Source organism: Oxalicibacterium faecigallinarum, assembly GCF_014635705.1.
Lineage (GTDB): Bacteria > Pseudomonadota > Gammaproteobacteria > Burkholderiales > Burkholderiaceae_D > Oxalicibacterium > Oxalicibacterium faecigallinarum.
Genome location: NZ_BMDI01000002.1, coordinates 331,937 through 347,673, shown reverse-complemented (window position 1 = coordinate 347,673; position 15,737 = coordinate 331,937). Strand labels below are relative to the sequence as shown.

The window sequence follows — 15,737 nt, the reverse complement described above, 5'->3', positions numbered from 1 at the left end:
TTCCCATGCAATCGTTGTACTGACAAAAAAAGCCTGCCAAATGGATATATATTGGCAGGCTTTTTTCATGCTTGATCCGTCACTTAGAGCAGTACCAGATTATCGCGATGAATCAGTTCCGGTTCTTCAACAAATCCCAGAATGGTCGCAATTTCTGAAGAGGGTTTGCGAACAATGCGACGCGCGTCGGAACTAGCGTAATTCGTCATGCCGCGTGCAACCGGATGACCGTTTTCATCGACACAGGTAATGACATCACCACGTCCGAAGCTACCCGTTACCTCGATGACGCCGATCGGCAACAGGGATTTACCTTCGGCCGACAGTTTTTTCACCGCACCGGCATCCAGCACGACTTTGCCCGCTGTCTGCAAGTGATCGGCCATCCATTGCTTACGCGCCGTCAACTGCGCCGTTTGGGCAGTCAGCTGCGTGCCTATCGCTTCACCATGGGCCAGGCGTGTCAGGACGTTCTCCTCCCGCCCCCATGCGATCACCGTATGCGCGCCAGAAAATGCGGCACGCTTGGCTGCCAGAATCTTGGTCAGCATACCGCCGCGTCCAAGGCTGCTACCGGCACCGCCAGCCATTGTCTCCAACGACAAATCGCCGGCTTTGGCTTCATGCACAAAGGTTGCATCGGGATTTTTGCGCGGATCAGCTGTATACAAACCGCGTTGATCCGTAAGAATAATCAATGCATCCGCTTCGATCAGATTAGCGACTAGCGCACCCAAGGTATCGTTATCGCCAAACTTGATTTCATCGGTAACAACGGTATCGTTTTCATTGATGATCGGCACGACGCCGTAGCGCAACAAGGTAAAAAGCGTGGAGCGCGCATTCAGATAACGCTCACGATCAGCCAGATCGGCATGTGTCAGCAGCACCTGCGCAGTACGCACATCGTAGTGGCGGAAACTTGTCTCGTAGATCTGTGCCAGCCCCATTTGCCCGACTGCGGCACAGGCCTGCAATTCGTGCACACCGGTTGGCCGCTTGTCGAACCCCAGTCTCTGCATACCTTCGGCGATTGCACCGGAACTGACAAGGACAACTTCTTTGCCCAATGCGCGCAATTGCACGATTTGTTCAGTCCATTTTTCAATGGCATGGGCATCCAGTCCTTTACCGTCATTGGTGACCAGAGAAGAACCGACTTTGATGATGACGCGCTTGGCTTGTTGAATCACGGAATGCATGACTGGTCCGACGCTGTTTTTATGAGTAAATGCAGAATGACCCTGAGGAAGAAAAACTCAGTTAATCAATGGTTTTGAAACGCGGATCGTCCGGATCGATCGAATCAATCGCGCGCACCTCTTCCATGATTTTTGTTTCCGCCGAACGCTGCTCACTCTGACGTTGCTGTTCGAGGTAATCGTAGATCTCGAGAACCAGATCGTTGCAACCTTCCCGTGTCAGTGCCGAAATCTCGAAGACCGGACCTTTCCAGCCAAAACGTTTGACGAAATCCTTGATACGTTTGGCTCGCTCTTCTTCGGGCACCATATCCAGCTTGTTCAATACCAGCCAGCGAGGCTTGTCGAACAGGGTCTCGTCGTACTTCTTGAGTTCCTTGACGATGGCCTTGGCTTCCTTCACCGGATCGACATTATCGAATGGCGCCAGATCGACGATATGCAATAACAAACGCGTACGCTGCAAATGACGCAGGAACTGATGTCCCAAGCCAGCGCCATCGGAAGCACCTTCGATCAGGCCCGGGATATCGGCGATCACAAAACTCTTTTCGTGGCTCACACGCACCACACCCAGGTTGGGATGCAGTGTCGTGAAAGGATAATCGGCGATCTTCGGGCGTGCATTCGAAACCGCCGTGATGAACGTCGACTTGCCGGCGTTCGGCATGCCGAGCAAACCAATGTCTGCCAAGACTTTCAGTTCAAGGCGCAATTCACGACGCTGCCCTTCCTTACCTTCGGTCTTTTGACGCGGGGCACGATTGGTGGACGACTTGAAGTGAATATTGCCCCAGCCACCTTCACCACCTTGCGCCAGTAGAATTTGCTGACCATGTTCGGTCAGATCGGCGACCAGCTCACCGTCGTTCTGGTCGATGACCAGTGTGCCGACAGGCATGCGCAGAAAGATGTCATCCGCACCCTTGCCATAACAATCGGAACCACGACCATTTTCGCCATTCTTGGCTTTATGGATTTTGGAATAACGGAAGTCGACCAGTGTGTTGATGTTGCGATCGGCCACCGCCCAGATGCTGCCGCCCTTGCCGCCATCGCCGCCATCAGGTCCGCCAAACGGTCTGAATTTTTCGCGACAAAAGGAGGCGACGCCGTTGCCACCATCACCGGCAATGACTTCGATTTTTGCTTCGTCGATGAATTTCATGCAAACCGTCCGTAAAAACTAAAAAGGCCCTACCGTCGGCAGAGCCTTTTGATTAAAGGCTTTCGCCTTTCCTGTTGCTGTGATGCCGATTAGGCAGCCACAACCGTCACATAGTGACGCTTCAATGCACCTTTGGTCACGAAAGCAACTTTGCCATCGGTCAGTGCAAACAAGGTGTGATCCTTGCCGATGCCGACGTTTTCGCCTGGGTGCAGACGCGTGCCACGTTGACGAACGATGATGCCGCCTGCGTTGATGGCTTGACCGCCATAAACTTTGACGCCCAGTCGTTTCGATTCTGAGTCACGACCATTTCGCGTAGTGCCGCCGCCCTTTTTATGTGCCATTTCTGACTCCTTGGTATCTGGTTGATCCTGATCCCGGCTTAGCCGTTGATCGAGACGATTTGCAATTCGGTATAGTTCTGACGATGGCCCTGGCGCTTCTGATAGTGCTTGCGGCGACGCATCTTGAAGATCTTGACCTTGTCGTGACGACCGTGGGAAACAACCGTGGCAAGGACCGTAGCACCTTCAACCAGAGGAGCGCCAAATTTGATGGCTTCTCCAGCGCCCACTGCGAGCACCTGGTCAAGAGTGATTTCGGATCCAATGTCTGCCGGTATCTGTTCTACTTTGAATTTTTCGCCAGCGACAACTTTGTATTGCTTGCCACCGGTTTTTATGACCGCGTACATGTGAAACCTCATCAAATGATTTAGGAATTAATTTTTTACCACCGGAGAAACCCTGCCGAAATGGGAAAACCCCAAATTATACATAGACTTAGGAGGTCGGTCAAAGCGATTCTGCGATTCTGTCGCACACGAATGACGCCCGACGCATCACACGCGGTGCAGCGATCGCCTCAATTTGGTTATGACATCGTATAATTCCGCTACCTTTCCACGTTACCCTGATCAGGCTTACCTTGGTTTCCGCAACTGCTCCGTCCGCACAAATTCAGCTTATTGAGCCTATTTCGGCCGATTTAAAGGCAGTTGATGCCGTAATTCGGCAAAAACTGCATTCCGAGGTGGCGCTGGTCAATCAGATCGCTGACTACATTATCAGCGCCGGCGGCAAACGTATCCGCCCCGTTCTGGTGCTTTTGGTTGCCAATGCCTATGGGTACAAGGGTACCGATCATCACCAATTGGCTGCTGTGGTTGAATTCATACATACCGCCACATTGCTGCACGATGATGTTGTCGACGAATCCTCCATGCGCCGCGGACGCCAGACTGCCAATGCCTTGTTCGGCAATGCTGCATCGGTTCTGGTGGGTGATTTCCTGTATTCACGCGCGTTCCAGATGATGGTGTCGGTCGGTGATATCCGGGTCATGGAAATTTTGGCCGACGCGACCAACGTCATTGCCGAAGGCGAAGTCTTGCAACTTCTTAACATGCACGATCCCGATGTCTCGGAAGAACGCTATACCCAGGTGATCCGCTCCAAAACCGCAAAATTGTTCGAAGCAGCAGGTCAGCTCGGCGCGCTGATCGCCGGTGCCGATGAAACGCAAATCGAAGCGGCAGCAGAATATGGACGCTCGCTCGGCACCGCTTTCCAACTCATTGACGACGTACTGGATTACTCCGGGCAGGCCGAAGATATCGGCAAGAATGTCGGCGACGACCTGCGCGAAGGCAAAGCGACACTGCCACTGATCTATCTGATGGAACACGGCACCGCCGAGCAGCGCGAACTGGTCCGCACCTGTATCGAAAATGGCGATGAACAGCATTTCGACACTGTTTTGCATGCCGTCACGACATCCGGCGCGCTCGATTACACCCGCAACAAGGCGGAAGAGGCCTCCGCAACCGCCACGGCGGCCATTGCCGGCATGCCGGATAACGTCTTCAAGGATGCATTGCTCAAGCTCAGCGCCTTCGCCGTCAATCGCAATCATTGATGACAAGAGAGCATGATTCGAGGGTTCTTACCTCGAATATGTGTCGGCGCTGAGACGCAAAAGTCACGCACGTAGCCCGTTTTCTTTACAAAATAGATGCCGGGGGGCATTATCGAAGCACATTAGCGCTTCGCTTGTTTGTCCCGGCATAGATCATGGCTGCTGTACTTCCCAACTCCCAAACCAATTTTGCAATGCCCGGCCTGGCCCGCGCCTTATTGCAAGCAGGGAAGTTATCGCAACAGCAAGCTGACGGATTGATCCAGCAAGCAAAGGCCGAAAAAATCCCCTTCATTGATACGCTGCTGCAAAGCGCCGTGATCGACTCTGGTGACATGGCCGTGTTTTGCTCGGAGACTTTCGGCTATCCGCTGCTTGATCTGAACGCGTTCAATGCTGCCGTCATACCCGACAAGGCCATTGACCTCAAGTTGATGCAAAGCCAGCGGGTCATCGCGCTGGCCAAACGCGGCAACAAAGTCTCGGTTGCGCTGTCCGATCCGACCAATTCAGCCGCACTCGATCAGATCAAGTTCCAGACGCAGTTGACTGTCGAGCCTGTAATTGTCGATCACGCTGCCTTGCTCAAGCTGATCGAAAAACTGAGTCAAAGTGCCGAACAGAATCTGAATGAACTGATTGGCGAGGATCTCGACAACATCGATTTCGTCGATGACGACAACACGGCGCCGATCGATACCACGACGATCGATATTGACGATGCGCCAATCGTCAAATTCCTTCAGAAGATTCTAGTCGACGCCATCAATCAAGGTGCGTCCGATCTGCACTTTGAACCGTTTGAAAAGTTTTACCGCATTCGCTTCCGCGTTGATGGCGTGCTGCGTGACATCGCGCAGCCACCCTTGGCCATCAAGGAAAAGCTGGCATCGCGGATCAAGGTCATTTCCAAACTCGACATTTCGGAAAAGCGCGTCCCGCAAGACGGTCGCATGAAACTGGTGATGTCGAAAACGCGCTCCATCGATTTCCGTGTCAGCACCCTGCCAACGCTGTTCGGCGAGAAGATCGTCATGCGTATTCTGGACGGCTCGCAGGCGCAAATGGGAATCGAAGCGCTCGGCTACGACGAGGACCAGAAAGCGACGTTGCTGGAAGCCATCCATCGCCCCTACGGCATGGTGCTGGTGACCGGCCCGACCGGCTCGGGTAAAACCGTATCGCTGTACACCTGTCTCAACCTGCTGAACAAACCCGGCATCAATATTTCGACGGCCGAAGATCCGGCCGAAATCAACCTGCCCGGCGTCAATCAGGTCAACGTCAACGACAAAGCCGGTCTGACATTCCCCGTCGCGCTCAAGGCATTTCTGCGTCAGGATCCAGACATCATCATGGTGGGTGAGATTCGTGATCTGGAGACAGCCGATATTGCAATCAAGGCGGCACAGACGGGTCACATGGTATTTTCCACCCTGCACACCAACGACGCGCCCGCCACGCTGACGCGCTTGATGAACATGGGCGTGGCCCCGTTCAATATCGCCTCCTCGGTCATCCTGATTACCGCGCAGCGCCTTGCACGCCGTCTGTGTTCATGCAAGCAACCCGCCAGCATTCCGGATGAAACGCTGCTGGAAGCCGGCTTTGAGGAAGCGGATCTCGACGGCACATGGCTGCCTTACAAGCCGGTTGGCTGTGAGCGTTGCAGCGGCAGCGGTTACAAGGGCCGCGTGGGCATTTATCAGTTGATGCCGATCACGGAAAACATGGAGCGCATCATCCTGAGCCACGGCACGGCACTCGAAATCGAGGAGCAGGCACGAAAGGATGGCGTAAAGAATCTGCGCCAGTCTGGGCTAGTCAAAGTCAAACAAGGCCTCACCAGCCTGGAAGAAGTGCTCGGCTGCACCAATACATAAAGGATTCTGAATGGCGACATCAGAACGAAGAGGCAGTACAGCAGTAAAAGAATCCGTTTTCGCATGGGAAGGCAAAGACAAGGCCGGCAAAATTGTTCGCGGTGAGATCCGCGCCGGCGGGGAAGCGGTCGTCAATGCCACGCTGCGACGCCAAGGCGTTCTGGTGACCAAAGTCAAAAAGAAGTCCTACCGCAGCGGCAAGAAAGTCTCGGAAAAGGACATCACACTCTTCACACGTCAGCTGGCGACGATGATGAAGGCGGGCGTACCCCTGCTGCAGTCCTTCGATATCGTCGCCAAGGGTAACGACAATCCATCCGTTTCCAAACTTGTTCAGGACATTCGCGCCGATGTCGAAACCGGTACCAGTCTGAATCAGGCGTTTCGCAAATTTCCGCTGTATTTCGACCCATTGTTCTGCAATCTCGTCGCGGCCGGCGAGCAAGCAGGTATTCTGGAAGATCTGCTGACACGACTGGCGATTTACAAGGAAAAGACGCTGGCCATCAAAGGCAAAATCAAGTCAGCGATGTTTTATCCCGTGTCGATTCTGGCAGTCGCGTTTATCGTCACCACGGTCATCATGATCTGGGTCGTACCCGCCTTCAAGGAAGTCTTCACCAGTTTTGGTGCCGATCTGCCGGCTCCCACGCTAATGGTGATGGCGATGTCCGATTTCATGGTGGCGAATTGGTACATCATCTTCGGGCTACTGTTCGCGGGTCTCTACCTGTTCTTTCAGTCATGGAAGCGCTCGCTCAAGATGCAGCAGACGATGGATCGTCTGCTGCTCAAAATGCCTGTATTCGGCCCCGTCATCCGTAAGGCCACGATTGCCAGATGGACGCGCACCCTGGCCACCATGTTTGCCGCCGGTGTACCTCTCGTGGAATCGCTGGACTCTGTCGGTGGTGCCGCCGGCAACGCGGTTTATCTTGATGCCACCAAACGAATCCAGACAGAAGTCAGCACCGGATCCAGCCTTACTGCTGCGATGCAAGGATCCGATGTCTTTCCGAACATGGTGACGCAGATGGTGGCCATCGGTGAAGAGTCAGGTTCGCTGGACAGCATGCTCAGCAAGGTCGCCGATTTCTACGAGGAAGAAGTGGATGATGCGGTTGCCTCACTCTCAAGCCTGATGGAACCGCTGATCATGGTGATTCTCGGCGTCCTGATCGGCGGTCTGGTCGTAGCCATGTATCTGCCAATCTTCAAGCTGGGCTCGGTCGTCTAGGCATCGCGAGCACTCACTATATTGTCTGCCGGCGCGAAGTACGTTACCGTTCGTGCCTGCAGACCTTGTCTTTCTGATCGTCATTTCCTCTTCATGTCATGCTTGATCTGATCCTTTTTGCGCCGCCATCGTCGTTACTGCCCACCATTCTGGCCGGGATTATCGGCTTACTGATCGGCAGCTTCCTGAATGTGGTGATTCACCGCATTCCGAAAATGATGCAAAGGGAATCGGACAACTATGTTGCCAGCGAAAGCGGCAAACCCCTGCCACATGAAGATCGTTACAACTTGATGGTGCCACGTTCCTGCTGCCCGCAGTGCAACCATCAGATCACCGTGCTCGAGAACATTCCAGTTGTCAGCTATGCCGTGCTTGGAGGCAAGTGCAGCAACTGCAAAACAGCCATCTCCCTCCGCTACCCCATCATTGAGCTATTATCAGGCGCACTCTCGGCATGGATGATCTGGCGGTTTGGCAGCGGTCTGACAGGACTGAGCACACTGCTTTTCATTTATCTCCTGATCGCCATGACGTTCATCGATGCAGATACCCAACTCCTGCCGGATGACCTGACACTGCCACTGCTATGGCTCGGATTACTCATCAATATCAATGGCACGTTCGTCCCGTTGCATGAAGCCGTTATCGGTGCCATGGCCGGTTATCTCAGCTTATGGTCGGTTTACTGGCTGTACAAACTATTGACCGGCAAAGACGGCATGGGCTATGGCGACTTCAAACTATTGGCAGCACTGGGCGCATGGCTGGGCTGGAAAATGCTGCCCGTGATTATTCTGCTGTCCTCAGCAGTGGGCGCGGTCGTCGGCATCGCACTCATCGTGCTTGCCAAACGCGGACGCAATATTCCCATTCCATTCGGCCCTTATCTCGCAGCCGCCGGCCTGTTGGCGCTCCTTTATGGACCAGCGCTGACAGAAACCTATTTCGATTTTCTTTAAGTCATGCGGCACACTGAGGCATCACGATTTTCAATCGGTTTGACAGGTGGCATCGGCAGCGGCAAAAGTACTGTTGCCGATTTATTTGCCAAACTTGGTGCATCCATCGTCGATACCGATCTGATCGCCCATCAATTGACTGCACCGGAAGGCCTGGCCATCGAGCCGATCCGGCAGGCATTTGGAACAGCGTTCATCGCGCAGGACGGTGCGCTGGACAGAAAGAAAATGCGGGACGCCGTATTCGGCGATCCGACGCAAAAGAAGCTGCTGGAATCTATTCTGCATCCCTTGATCCGTATCGAAACTGAACGTGCCGCTCGTCAGGCTTCCGGCACTTACGTCATCTTCGTCGTCCCGCTGCTGGTCGAATCCGGCACCTGGATACAACGCGTATCCCGCGTGCTGGTGGTGGACTGTCCGGAGGAAGTCCAGCGCCAGCGGGTCATGCAGCGCAGTGGCCTCAGCGAAGCACAAGTCAACGCCATCATGGCTAGTCAGGCTTCTCGTGCTGACCGCCTTGCAGCGGCCGACGATATCATCCTGAATGATGGCGATTCCTCGCTGCTTCCCGCAGCCGTGGAGCGATTGCATAGCCGGTATCAGGCGTTGGCCCTTGAGGCATCGGGCTTGTGAACGATCAATCTTTACGACTGTCTACCCCCTTTCGCGCGTGGGCCAATCCTGTCTTTTAAGGATGAGGGACCGGATACGAACAAATTCCTTACGGCATTTGTATTTTGTTGCCGCTTCGGTCAGAATCACACAATTGCTTAGTAATTAACACCCCGGCCAACTTTTTAGGGATGCCACTTTGATCGTTTACGAATACCCTTTCAACGAGCGTATTCGCACGTTGTTGCGGCTCGAAGATCTGTATGAGAAATTCGCTTTCTTCATCAGTCACGAGCATCCGCAACACCATCATGTCGCCCTCTCCACCATTTTCGAAATGCTGGAAGTTGCCGGTCGTGCCGATCTCAAATCCGATCTCTTGCAGGAACTGGAACGCCAGAAGCAGACGCTGCTCGGCTTTCGTTCCAATCCCAATGTAGAAGCAGAAATGCTGGATGCAATCCTGCATGATCTGGATCGCATCAGCTCCGCGCTCAGCGCCTCCCAGGGTAAAACCGGCCAACATATTCGTGAAAACGAATGGCTGATGAGCATCCGCGGACGGACCATTATTCCAGGCGGGGCTTGTGAATTCGACCTGCCATCCTACTACGCGTGGCAGCACGATGCGCCCGAACAGCGCGTCGCCGACATTCAGAAATGGTTTATGCCTCTGGTTCCGCTATTTGATGGCATCAGCATGGTGTTACGTTTGCTGCGTGAATCGGGGCGTCCGGTCAAAATGATTGCGCAAAGCGGTAGCTACCAGCAAATGTTGCAAGGCAAGTCGTATCAGATGCTACGTCTGAGCATCGATGAAACTTTGGGCGCCATCCCGGAAATTTCGGCTAACAAATACATGCTGTGGGTGCGCTTTACTTCGCAGGATGGTGACATGAAACCCAAGGCGCTCGAGAGCGACGTGCCTTTCGAACTCAGCCTCTGCAGCTTCTAGGAAATATATGGTTGCTGTCGTTAATTGCCCGACCTGCAGTGCGAAAGTTGAATGGGTACCAGCCAACAAGTTTCGCCCGTTTTGTTCCGAGCGTTGCAAACAGATTGATCTGGGCGCTTGGGCGGAAGAGAAGTACGTGATCCCCGTCACAAATCCGCTGGAAGATTTTGAGGATGACGCGCCTCCGCCATCGCAACGTGAAGCCTAATCGACGTTAGGGCGGTCGCGCAGGCGATCCAGCCATTCGATCAATGGGATCGTGGCTGGCAACAAGGGTTCGACACCCACGCTGCCTTGCCAGGCAAAAGCCTGATTTTCCAGACTTTGCGGCTCACCTCGCCACTCCCGACTAATATAGAAATGCAGGCGAACATGGGCGTGCGGATATACATGCTCAACGCCGCACCACGGCTCCGCCGACAAGATCTCAACACCTAGTTCTTCCAGCATCTCGCGTTTCAGCGCATCGATAATCGCCTCGCCCTTCTCAACCTTGCCGCCTGGAAACTCCCAGTAACCTGCATAAGGTTTTCCGTCCGGGCGCTGGCCAAGCAGTACATCACCATTGGTTTTCATCAGAATGCCGACAGCGACATCGATTGGACGAACAGTCGAGGAAGAAGGTGTATCAGACATCAGGTCATACCAAGGAGAGTGAAAAACTTACTTTGGCATCTTGCCAGCATGATCCTTGGCAAACTGCCAGGCCACGCGACCAGAACGCGAACCCCGTTGCAAAGCCCAACGCAAAGCATCCGGTTTGGCTGCCTCGATCTGCGCGGCGTTGCATCCAAAATGTTCCAGCCAGTGCGCAACGATATCCAGATAGTCATCCTGCTTGAACGGGTAGAACGTCACCCACAAACCAAAGCGTTCGGACAGCGAGATTTTCTCTTCCACCGTTTCACCGGGATGCAGATCCCCATCATCACCGTGTTTGTAGCCAGCGTTGTCGGACATCCGCTCGGGTAACAGATGACGACGGTTGGAAGTGGCGTAGATAAGCACATTATCGGACTGCGCGGAAATGCTGCCATCGAGCGCGACCTTCAATGCCTTGTAGCCACCTTCTCCCTCTTCAAACGAGAGATCATCGCAGAAGATGATAAAGCGCTCCGGACGCTTGGAAACCAGATCGACGATATCGGCCAGATCACCCAGATCGTCCTTGTCGACTTCGATCAGACGCAGACCCTGTGACGCAAATTGATTCAAGCATGCCTTGATCAAGGATGACTTGCCCGTACCACGGGCTCCAGTCAGCAACACATTATTGGCAGGCAGACCTTCAACAAACTGGCGCGTGTTCTGTTCAATCTGCATTTTCTGGGGCCCGATGTTATGCAAATCATCGAGTGCAATCGGCGACATATGTACAACCGGCTGCAAATAACCACGACCATTCTTGCCGCCGGATTTACGCCATCGGAAGGCGACGCCGGCATTCCAGTCAGGTTCCGCCAAGGCAGGTGGAAGAAAAGCTTCAAGCCGACCCAGCAAGGCCTCGGCACGTGTCAGAAATTGTTCAAGTTGCGTCATGCGAATCTACAGAATAAAAGAGCAGCGAATAAAAGCGATCAGGAGCGATAGTCCGCGTTGATCGATACATACTCATGCGACAGATCGCACGTCCAGATCGTGGCATCGGCCTTGCCGCGACCCAGCTTGACGCGAATCGTGATCTCGCTCTGCTTCATGACACGCTGCCCATCGGCTTCCTGATAGTCGGGATTGCGGCCACCATTCTTGGCAACCCACACATCATCGAGATAGAGATTGATCTTGCTGACGTCGAGATCCTCCACACCTGCGTAACCAATGGCAGCCAGAATACGGCCCAGATTGGGATCGGAAGCAAAGAAGGCAGTTTTGACCAAGGGGGAATGGGCGATCGAATAACCGATCTTGCGACATTCTTCGGCATCCTTGCCTTCTTCAATCGTTACGGTCATGAACTTGGTGGCGCCTTCGCCATCACGCACGATCATCTGCGCCAGTTCTTGCGACAAACCAAGGACGGCAGCGTACAGCGCAGCATATTCCGGTGTATCGGTACTGGCGACCTCAACGCCGGCAGTGCCCGTTGCCACGACGATGAAAGAGTCATTGGTCGACGTATCGCCATCGATGGTGATGCAGTTGAACGAACGATCTGCGACGTCCCGCGTCAATTTCTCCAGCACTGGCTGAGCGACCTTGGCATCGAATGCAAGAAAACCCAGCATGGTCGCCATATTCGGCTTGATCATGCCCGCGCCTTTGCTGATACCTGTCAGCGTGATGGTTTGTCCGTTGATCACAACCTGACGCGAAGCCGCTTTCGGCTGCGTATCTGTCGTCATGATCGATTGCGCGGCGTTATACCAGTTGTCTTCCTGCAGGTTCTCAATCGCTTGCGGCAATCCGGCAACCAGTCTATCCACCGGCAAAGGTTCCAGAATCACGCCCGTCGAGAATGGCAATATCTGCGTCGGCGCACAATCCAGCAGTTTGGCCAAGGCGTTGCAGGTTTCCTGTGCATTCGCCAGACCTGCTTCGCCAGTACCAGCATTGGCGTTACCCGTGTTGATCACCAGTGCACGGATCGGCGCGTCAGCTTTCAATGCACCGAGATGCTCCTTGCACAGTTGAACCGGCGCAGCGCAAAAACGATTTTTGGTAAAGACACCGGCTACCGTTGCCGTATTCGCCAGCTTCATGACCAGCACATCCTTGCGATTGGCCTTGCGAATGCCCGCTTCGGCATGACCAAGTTCAATACCGGAAACGGCAGTCAGTTTTTCAGGAATCGGGAGAGGGAGATTAACGGCCATGGCGGTATCAATAAAGGTGGAAAATCAATCCGTTATTGTAATCCCATCAGCCTGACCCGGCATCCGCTACCGTAATACAAGGCGCAAAAGAAAAGGGCGGGATCAGCCCGCCCTTCTTACCGACAACAAGCTACAGCCTTATCAGGCCAGACGCCCGTGGCACTGTTTGTACTTCTTGCCACTGCCGCATGGGCATGGATCGTTACGACCAACCTTTGGATAGGCATTGCGCTCGTCCGGTGCCGCGGTTGGCGCAAGCAATTCTTCCGGTGCCGCATTCTCGTCAAACTCGGCATGCTGGTAATGCACGTTCTCGACTTGCGATTGCGCCAATTGCTGTTCCGCCGCATCGATTTCCTCGCGAGATTGCACACGCACAGTCATGACGATACGCACAACTTCCGACTTGATCATGTTGAGCATCTGACCAAACAGCTCGAACGCCTCGCGCTTGTATTCCTGCTTTGGATTTTTTTGCGCATAGCCGCGCAGATGAATCCCCTGACGAAGATGATCCAGTGCTGCCAGATGTTCACGCCAATGCGAATCCACTGCCTGCAACATGACACTACGCTCAAAGCTGCCAAACGATTCCTGACCGACAGTCGCAACCTTGGCCTGATAAGCCGCCTCCGCTGCCTGGATCAGCGCATCCAGCATTTCCTCTTCAGAGATATTGCTGTCTTTCTCGACCAGTGCCGCCATCGAGAAGTCCAGTTGCCATTCATCGCGCAGGCTGGCATCCAGTCCTGGCAGATCCCATTGTTCTTCCATCGAGCCAGCCGGCACGTAGGTATAAAACAGATCCGTGAATACACCCTGGCGCAACGACGAAATCAGCGCAGAAACGTCAGTCGTTTCCAGCAATTCATTACGTTGCTGATAGATAACCTTGCGCTGATCATTGGCGACGTCATCGTATTCCAGCAGTTGCTTACGGATATCGAAGTTACGGGCCTCGACCTTGCGCTGTGCGGATTCGATCGAGCGTGACACGATGCCGGCCTCAATCGGCTCGCCTTCCGGCATCTTCAAGCGATCCATGATCGCACGTACGCGATCACCGGCAAAGATGCGCAACAAGGCGTCATCGAGCGACAAGTAGAAACGTGAGGAACCTGGATCACCCTGACGACCGGAACGGCCACGCAACTGGTTATCCACGCGACGCGATTCGTGACGTTCGGTACCGATGATGTGCAAACCACCTGCGGCAACAACCTGATCATGCAGCGACTGCCATTCTTCACGCAGTGTTTGCGATTGCGCTGCCTTGTCGGCGTCGCTCAATGCATCATTGGCTTCCAGCAGCTGGATCTGCTTGCCGACATTACCACCGAGTACGATATCGGTACCGCGACCAGCCATGTTGGTGGCGATCGTGATCGCCTGCGGGCGACCTGCCTGCGCAATGATTTCTGCTTCGCGTGCATGCTGTTTCGCGTTCAGCACGTTATGTGGCAATTTGGCCTTGCTCAGAATGCCTGCCAGCAGCTCCGAGTTTTCAATCGACGTCGTACCAACCAGCACTGGTTGACCACGCTCGTAGCAATCCTGAATATCCTTGAGCATCGCCTGATATTTTTCCGGCGCGCTTTTGTAAACCTGATCCTGACGATCTTTACGCTGGCTTGGCCGATTTGGTGGAATGACCACCGTTTCCAGCTTGTAGATTTCCTGGAATTCGTACGCTTCAGTATCCGCCGTACCGGTCATGCCTGCCAGCTTGGTGTACATACGGAAGTAGTTCTGGAACGTGATCGACGCCAGCGTCTGGTTCTCATTCTGGATGCGGACACCTTCCTTGGCTTCAACCGCCTGATGCAGACCTTCGGACCAGCGGCGCCCCGTCATCATACGGCCGGTAAATTCATCGACAATGACGATCTCATTGTTCTGCACAACGTAGTGCTGATCCTTGTGATACAGCGTATGCGCGCGCAAAGCCGCGTACAGATGATGAATCAGGGTGATGTTGGCAGCGTCGTACAGCGAGGCGCCTTCTGCCAGCAAACCCATGCCCGTCAGAATCTGCTCGGCTTTTTCATGACCGGCTTCGGTCAACAGCACCTGATGCGATTTCTCATCCTTGGTGTAATCGCCAGGGACTTCCACCTTGCCTTTGCCATCCGGCGTTTCTTCGCCAATCTGCAAAGTCAGCTGCGGCGGCACCGCATTCATCTTGTGATACAGATCCGTGTGATTTTCAGCCTGACCGGAAATGATCAATGGCGTACGCGCCTCATCGATCAGGATCGAGTCGACCTCATCGACAATGGCAAAATGCAAGTCGCGTTGCACGCGGTCATTGGTGTCATACACCATGTTGTCGCGCAGGTAATCAAAGCCAAACTCGTTGTTGGTACCGTAGGTGATATCGGCGTTATATGCAGCCTGTTTGACCTCGTGTGCCAGCTGCGACAGGTTGACGCCCGTCGTCAGGCCCAGCCAGCCGTACAACACGCCCATGGTCTCTGCATCACGCTGGGCCAGATAGTCGTTAACGGTCACGACATGCACGCCCTTGCCGGCCAGGCCGTTCAGATACGCCGGCAAGGTTGCCATCAGCGTTTTGCCTTCGCCGGTACCCATTTCCGCAATCTTGCCGTAATGCAAGACCATACCGCCGATCAACTGCACGTCAAAGTGACGCATCTTCATCACACGCTTGCTGGCCTCGCGACAAACGGCAAAGGCTTCCGGCAACAGACTGTCGATTGATTCACCTTTGGCCAGACGCGCCCGGAATTCAGGCGTTTTCGCCTTCAACTCATCATCGGATAATTTTTCCAGCGCTGGCTCTAACGCATTGATTTCACGAACAGTTTTTTGATATTGCTTGATGAGTCGCTGATTGCGGCTACCGAAAATCTGAGTCAGTAATGACATGCTTGGATTCTAAAAAATGCGCCTGGATACAATCACGATACACATGCAACATGCGCGTGTATGGCTCTGGGCTTGGGCTAAAGGGCTGATTTT

Annotated in this window: 15 protein-coding genes; 7 read left to right on the top strand and 8 right to left on the bottom strand. The window is 53.9% G+C overall.

Translation table 11 applies throughout. From position 1 onward, the window contains the following. Positions 1-83: 83 nt before the first annotated feature. From proB to rplU, 4 genes are all read right to left on the bottom strand, one after another. The gene (proB, locus tag IEV29_RS11695; RefSeq protein WP_188381474.1) at positions 84-1,202 is read right to left on the bottom strand and encodes a glutamate 5-kinase; all 1,119 of its coding nucleotides are present in this window, start codon (positions 1,200-1,202) and stop codon (positions 84-86) included. Positions 1,203-1,263: 61 nt separating this feature from the next. Next, entirely contained in the window at positions 1,264-2,370 is a 1,107-nt protein-coding gene (gene cgtA, locus IEV29_RS11690) for an Obg family GTPase CgtA (protein WP_188381473.1), read from the bottom strand. Between the two features lie 89 nt (positions 2,371-2,459). Continuing rightward, positions 2,460-2,717 carry a 50S ribosomal protein L27 gene (rpmA, locus tag IEV29_RS11685; RefSeq protein ID WP_188381472.1) on the bottom strand — a complete coding sequence of 86 codons (258 nt, stop codon included), beginning with the start codon at positions 2,715-2,717 and terminating at the stop codon, positions 2,460-2,462. Between the two features lie 38 nt (positions 2,718-2,755). Then, complete coding sequence (rplU, locus tag IEV29_RS11680; protein WP_188381471.1) at positions 2,756-3,067, bottom strand: 50S ribosomal protein L21; 312 nt, start codon at positions 3,065-3,067, stop codon at positions 2,756-2,758. A 233-nt stretch (positions 3,068-3,300) separates the two neighbouring features. On the opposite strand from rplU, the gene ispB reads away from it, so the two are divergent. The 7 genes from ispB to IEV29_RS11645 all read left to right on the top strand — a co-directional run bounded on the left by ispB (position 3,301) and on the right by IEV29_RS11645 (position 10,150). Next, on the top strand, positions 3,301-4,290 hold the full coding sequence (gene ispB / locus IEV29_RS11675) for an octaprenyl diphosphate synthase (RefSeq protein ID WP_373868134.1): 990 nt from the start codon (positions 3,301-3,303) through the stop codon (positions 4,288-4,290). Between the two features lie 155 nt (positions 4,291-4,445). Further along, positions 4,446-6,173 (top strand): type IV-A pilus assembly ATPase PilB, encoded by a 1,728-nt coding sequence (gene pilB, locus IEV29_RS11670; RefSeq protein ID WP_188381470.1) that lies wholly within the window; start codon positions 4,446-4,448, stop codon positions 6,171-6,173. Between the two features lie 10 nt (positions 6,174-6,183). Beyond that, positions 6,184-7,410: a type II secretion system F family protein gene (locus tag IEV29_RS11665; protein WP_188381469.1), complete on the top strand. Its 1,227-nt coding sequence runs from the start codon at positions 6,184-6,186 to the stop codon at positions 7,408-7,410. 98 nt (positions 7,411-7,508) lie between these two features. Next, on the top strand, positions 7,509-8,372 hold the full coding sequence (locus IEV29_RS11660; protein ID WP_188381468.1) for a prepilin peptidase: 864 nt from the start codon (positions 7,509-7,511) through the stop codon (positions 8,370-8,372). A gap of 3 nt (positions 8,373-8,375) precedes the next feature. Further along, complete coding sequence (coaE, locus tag IEV29_RS11655; RefSeq protein ID WP_188381467.1) at positions 8,376-9,008, top strand: dephospho-CoA kinase; 633 nt, start codon at positions 8,376-8,378, stop codon at positions 9,006-9,008. Between the two features lie 178 nt (positions 9,009-9,186). Then, the gene (gene zapD, locus IEV29_RS11650) at positions 9,187-9,942 is read left to right on the top strand and encodes a cell division protein ZapD (protein ID WP_188381466.1); all 756 of its coding nucleotides are present in this window, start codon (positions 9,187-9,189) and stop codon (positions 9,940-9,942) included. A gap of 7 nt (positions 9,943-9,949) precedes the next feature. Beyond that, a complete protein-coding gene (locus IEV29_RS11645) occupies positions 9,950-10,150 on the top strand; it encodes a DNA gyrase inhibitor YacG (RefSeq protein WP_188381465.1) in 201 nt (66 codons plus the stop codon). On the opposite strand, the gene IEV29_RS11640 is transcribed toward IEV29_RS11645, so the two are convergent. The 4 genes from IEV29_RS11640 to secA all read right to left on the bottom strand — a co-directional run bounded on the left by IEV29_RS11640 (position 10,147) and on the right by secA (position 15,644). Next, positions 10,147-10,578: an NUDIX domain-containing protein gene (locus IEV29_RS11640; protein ID WP_188381464.1), complete on the bottom strand. Its 432-nt coding sequence runs from the start codon at positions 10,576-10,578 to the stop codon at positions 10,147-10,149. The genes IEV29_RS11645 and IEV29_RS11640 overlap by 4 nt on opposite strands. Before the next feature lie 27 nt (positions 10,579-10,605). Beyond that, a complete protein-coding gene (locus IEV29_RS11635; protein ID WP_188381463.1) occupies positions 10,606-11,481 on the bottom strand; it encodes an ATP-binding protein in 876 nt (291 codons plus the stop codon). Between the two features lie 38 nt (positions 11,482-11,519). Continuing rightward, positions 11,520-12,755 carry a bifunctional glutamate N-acetyltransferase/amino-acid acetyltransferase ArgJ gene (gene argJ / locus IEV29_RS11630; RefSeq protein WP_188381462.1) on the bottom strand — a complete coding sequence of 412 codons (1,236 nt, stop codon included), beginning with the start codon at positions 12,753-12,755 and terminating at the stop codon, positions 11,520-11,522. A 141-nt stretch (positions 12,756-12,896) separates the two neighbouring features. Further along, the gene (gene secA, locus IEV29_RS11625) at positions 12,897-15,644 is read right to left on the bottom strand and encodes a preprotein translocase subunit SecA (protein WP_188381461.1); all 2,748 of its coding nucleotides are present in this window, start codon (positions 15,642-15,644) and stop codon (positions 12,897-12,899) included. Positions 15,645-15,737 lie beyond the last annotated feature (93 nt).

Excerpts from the sequence above, each read along its gene's own strand:
- proB (WP_188381474.1), bottom strand. The coding sequence starts at position 1,202 with ATGCATTCCGTGATTCAACAAGCCAAGCGCGTCATCATCAAAGTCGGT.
- cgtA (WP_188381473.1), bottom strand. The coding sequence starts at position 2,370 with ATGAAATTCATCGACGAAGCAAAAATCGAAGTCATTGCCGGTGATGGT.
- rpmA (WP_188381472.1), bottom strand. The coding sequence starts at position 2,717 with ATGGCACATAAAAAGGGCGGCGGCACTACGCGAAATGGTCGTGACTCA.
- rplU (WP_188381471.1), bottom strand. The coding sequence starts at position 3,067 with ATGTACGCGGTCATAAAAACCGGTGGCAAGCAATACAAAGTTGTCGCT.
- pilB (WP_188381470.1), top strand. The coding sequence starts at position 4,446 with ATGGCTGCTGTACTTCCCAACTCCCAAACCAATTTTGCAATGCCCGGC.
- IEV29_RS11665 (WP_188381469.1), top strand. The coding sequence starts at position 6,184 with ATGGCGACATCAGAACGAAGAGGCAGTACAGCAGTAAAAGAATCCGTT.
- IEV29_RS11660 (WP_188381468.1), top strand. The coding sequence starts at position 7,509 with ATGCTTGATCTGATCCTTTTTGCGCCGCCATCGTCGTTACTGCCCACC.
- coaE (WP_188381467.1), top strand. The coding sequence starts at position 8,376 with ATGCGGCACACTGAGGCATCACGATTTTCAATCGGTTTGACAGGTGGC.
- IEV29_RS11645 (WP_188381465.1), top strand. The coding sequence starts at position 9,950 with ATGGTTGCTGTCGTTAATTGCCCGACCTGCAGTGCGAAAGTTGAATGG.
- IEV29_RS11640 (WP_188381464.1), bottom strand. The coding sequence starts at position 10,578 with ATGTCTGATACACCTTCTTCCTCGACTGTTCGTCCAATCGATGTCGCT.
- IEV29_RS11635 (WP_188381463.1), bottom strand. The coding sequence starts at position 11,481 with ATGACGCAACTTGAACAATTTCTGACACGTGCCGAGGCCTTGCTGGGT.
- argJ (WP_188381462.1), bottom strand. The coding sequence starts at position 12,755 with ATGGCCGTTAATCTCCCTCTCCCGATTCCTGAAAAACTGACTGCCGTT.
- secA (WP_188381461.1), bottom strand. The coding sequence starts at position 15,644 with ATGTCATTACTGACTCAGATTTTCGGTAGCCGCAATCAGCGACTCATC.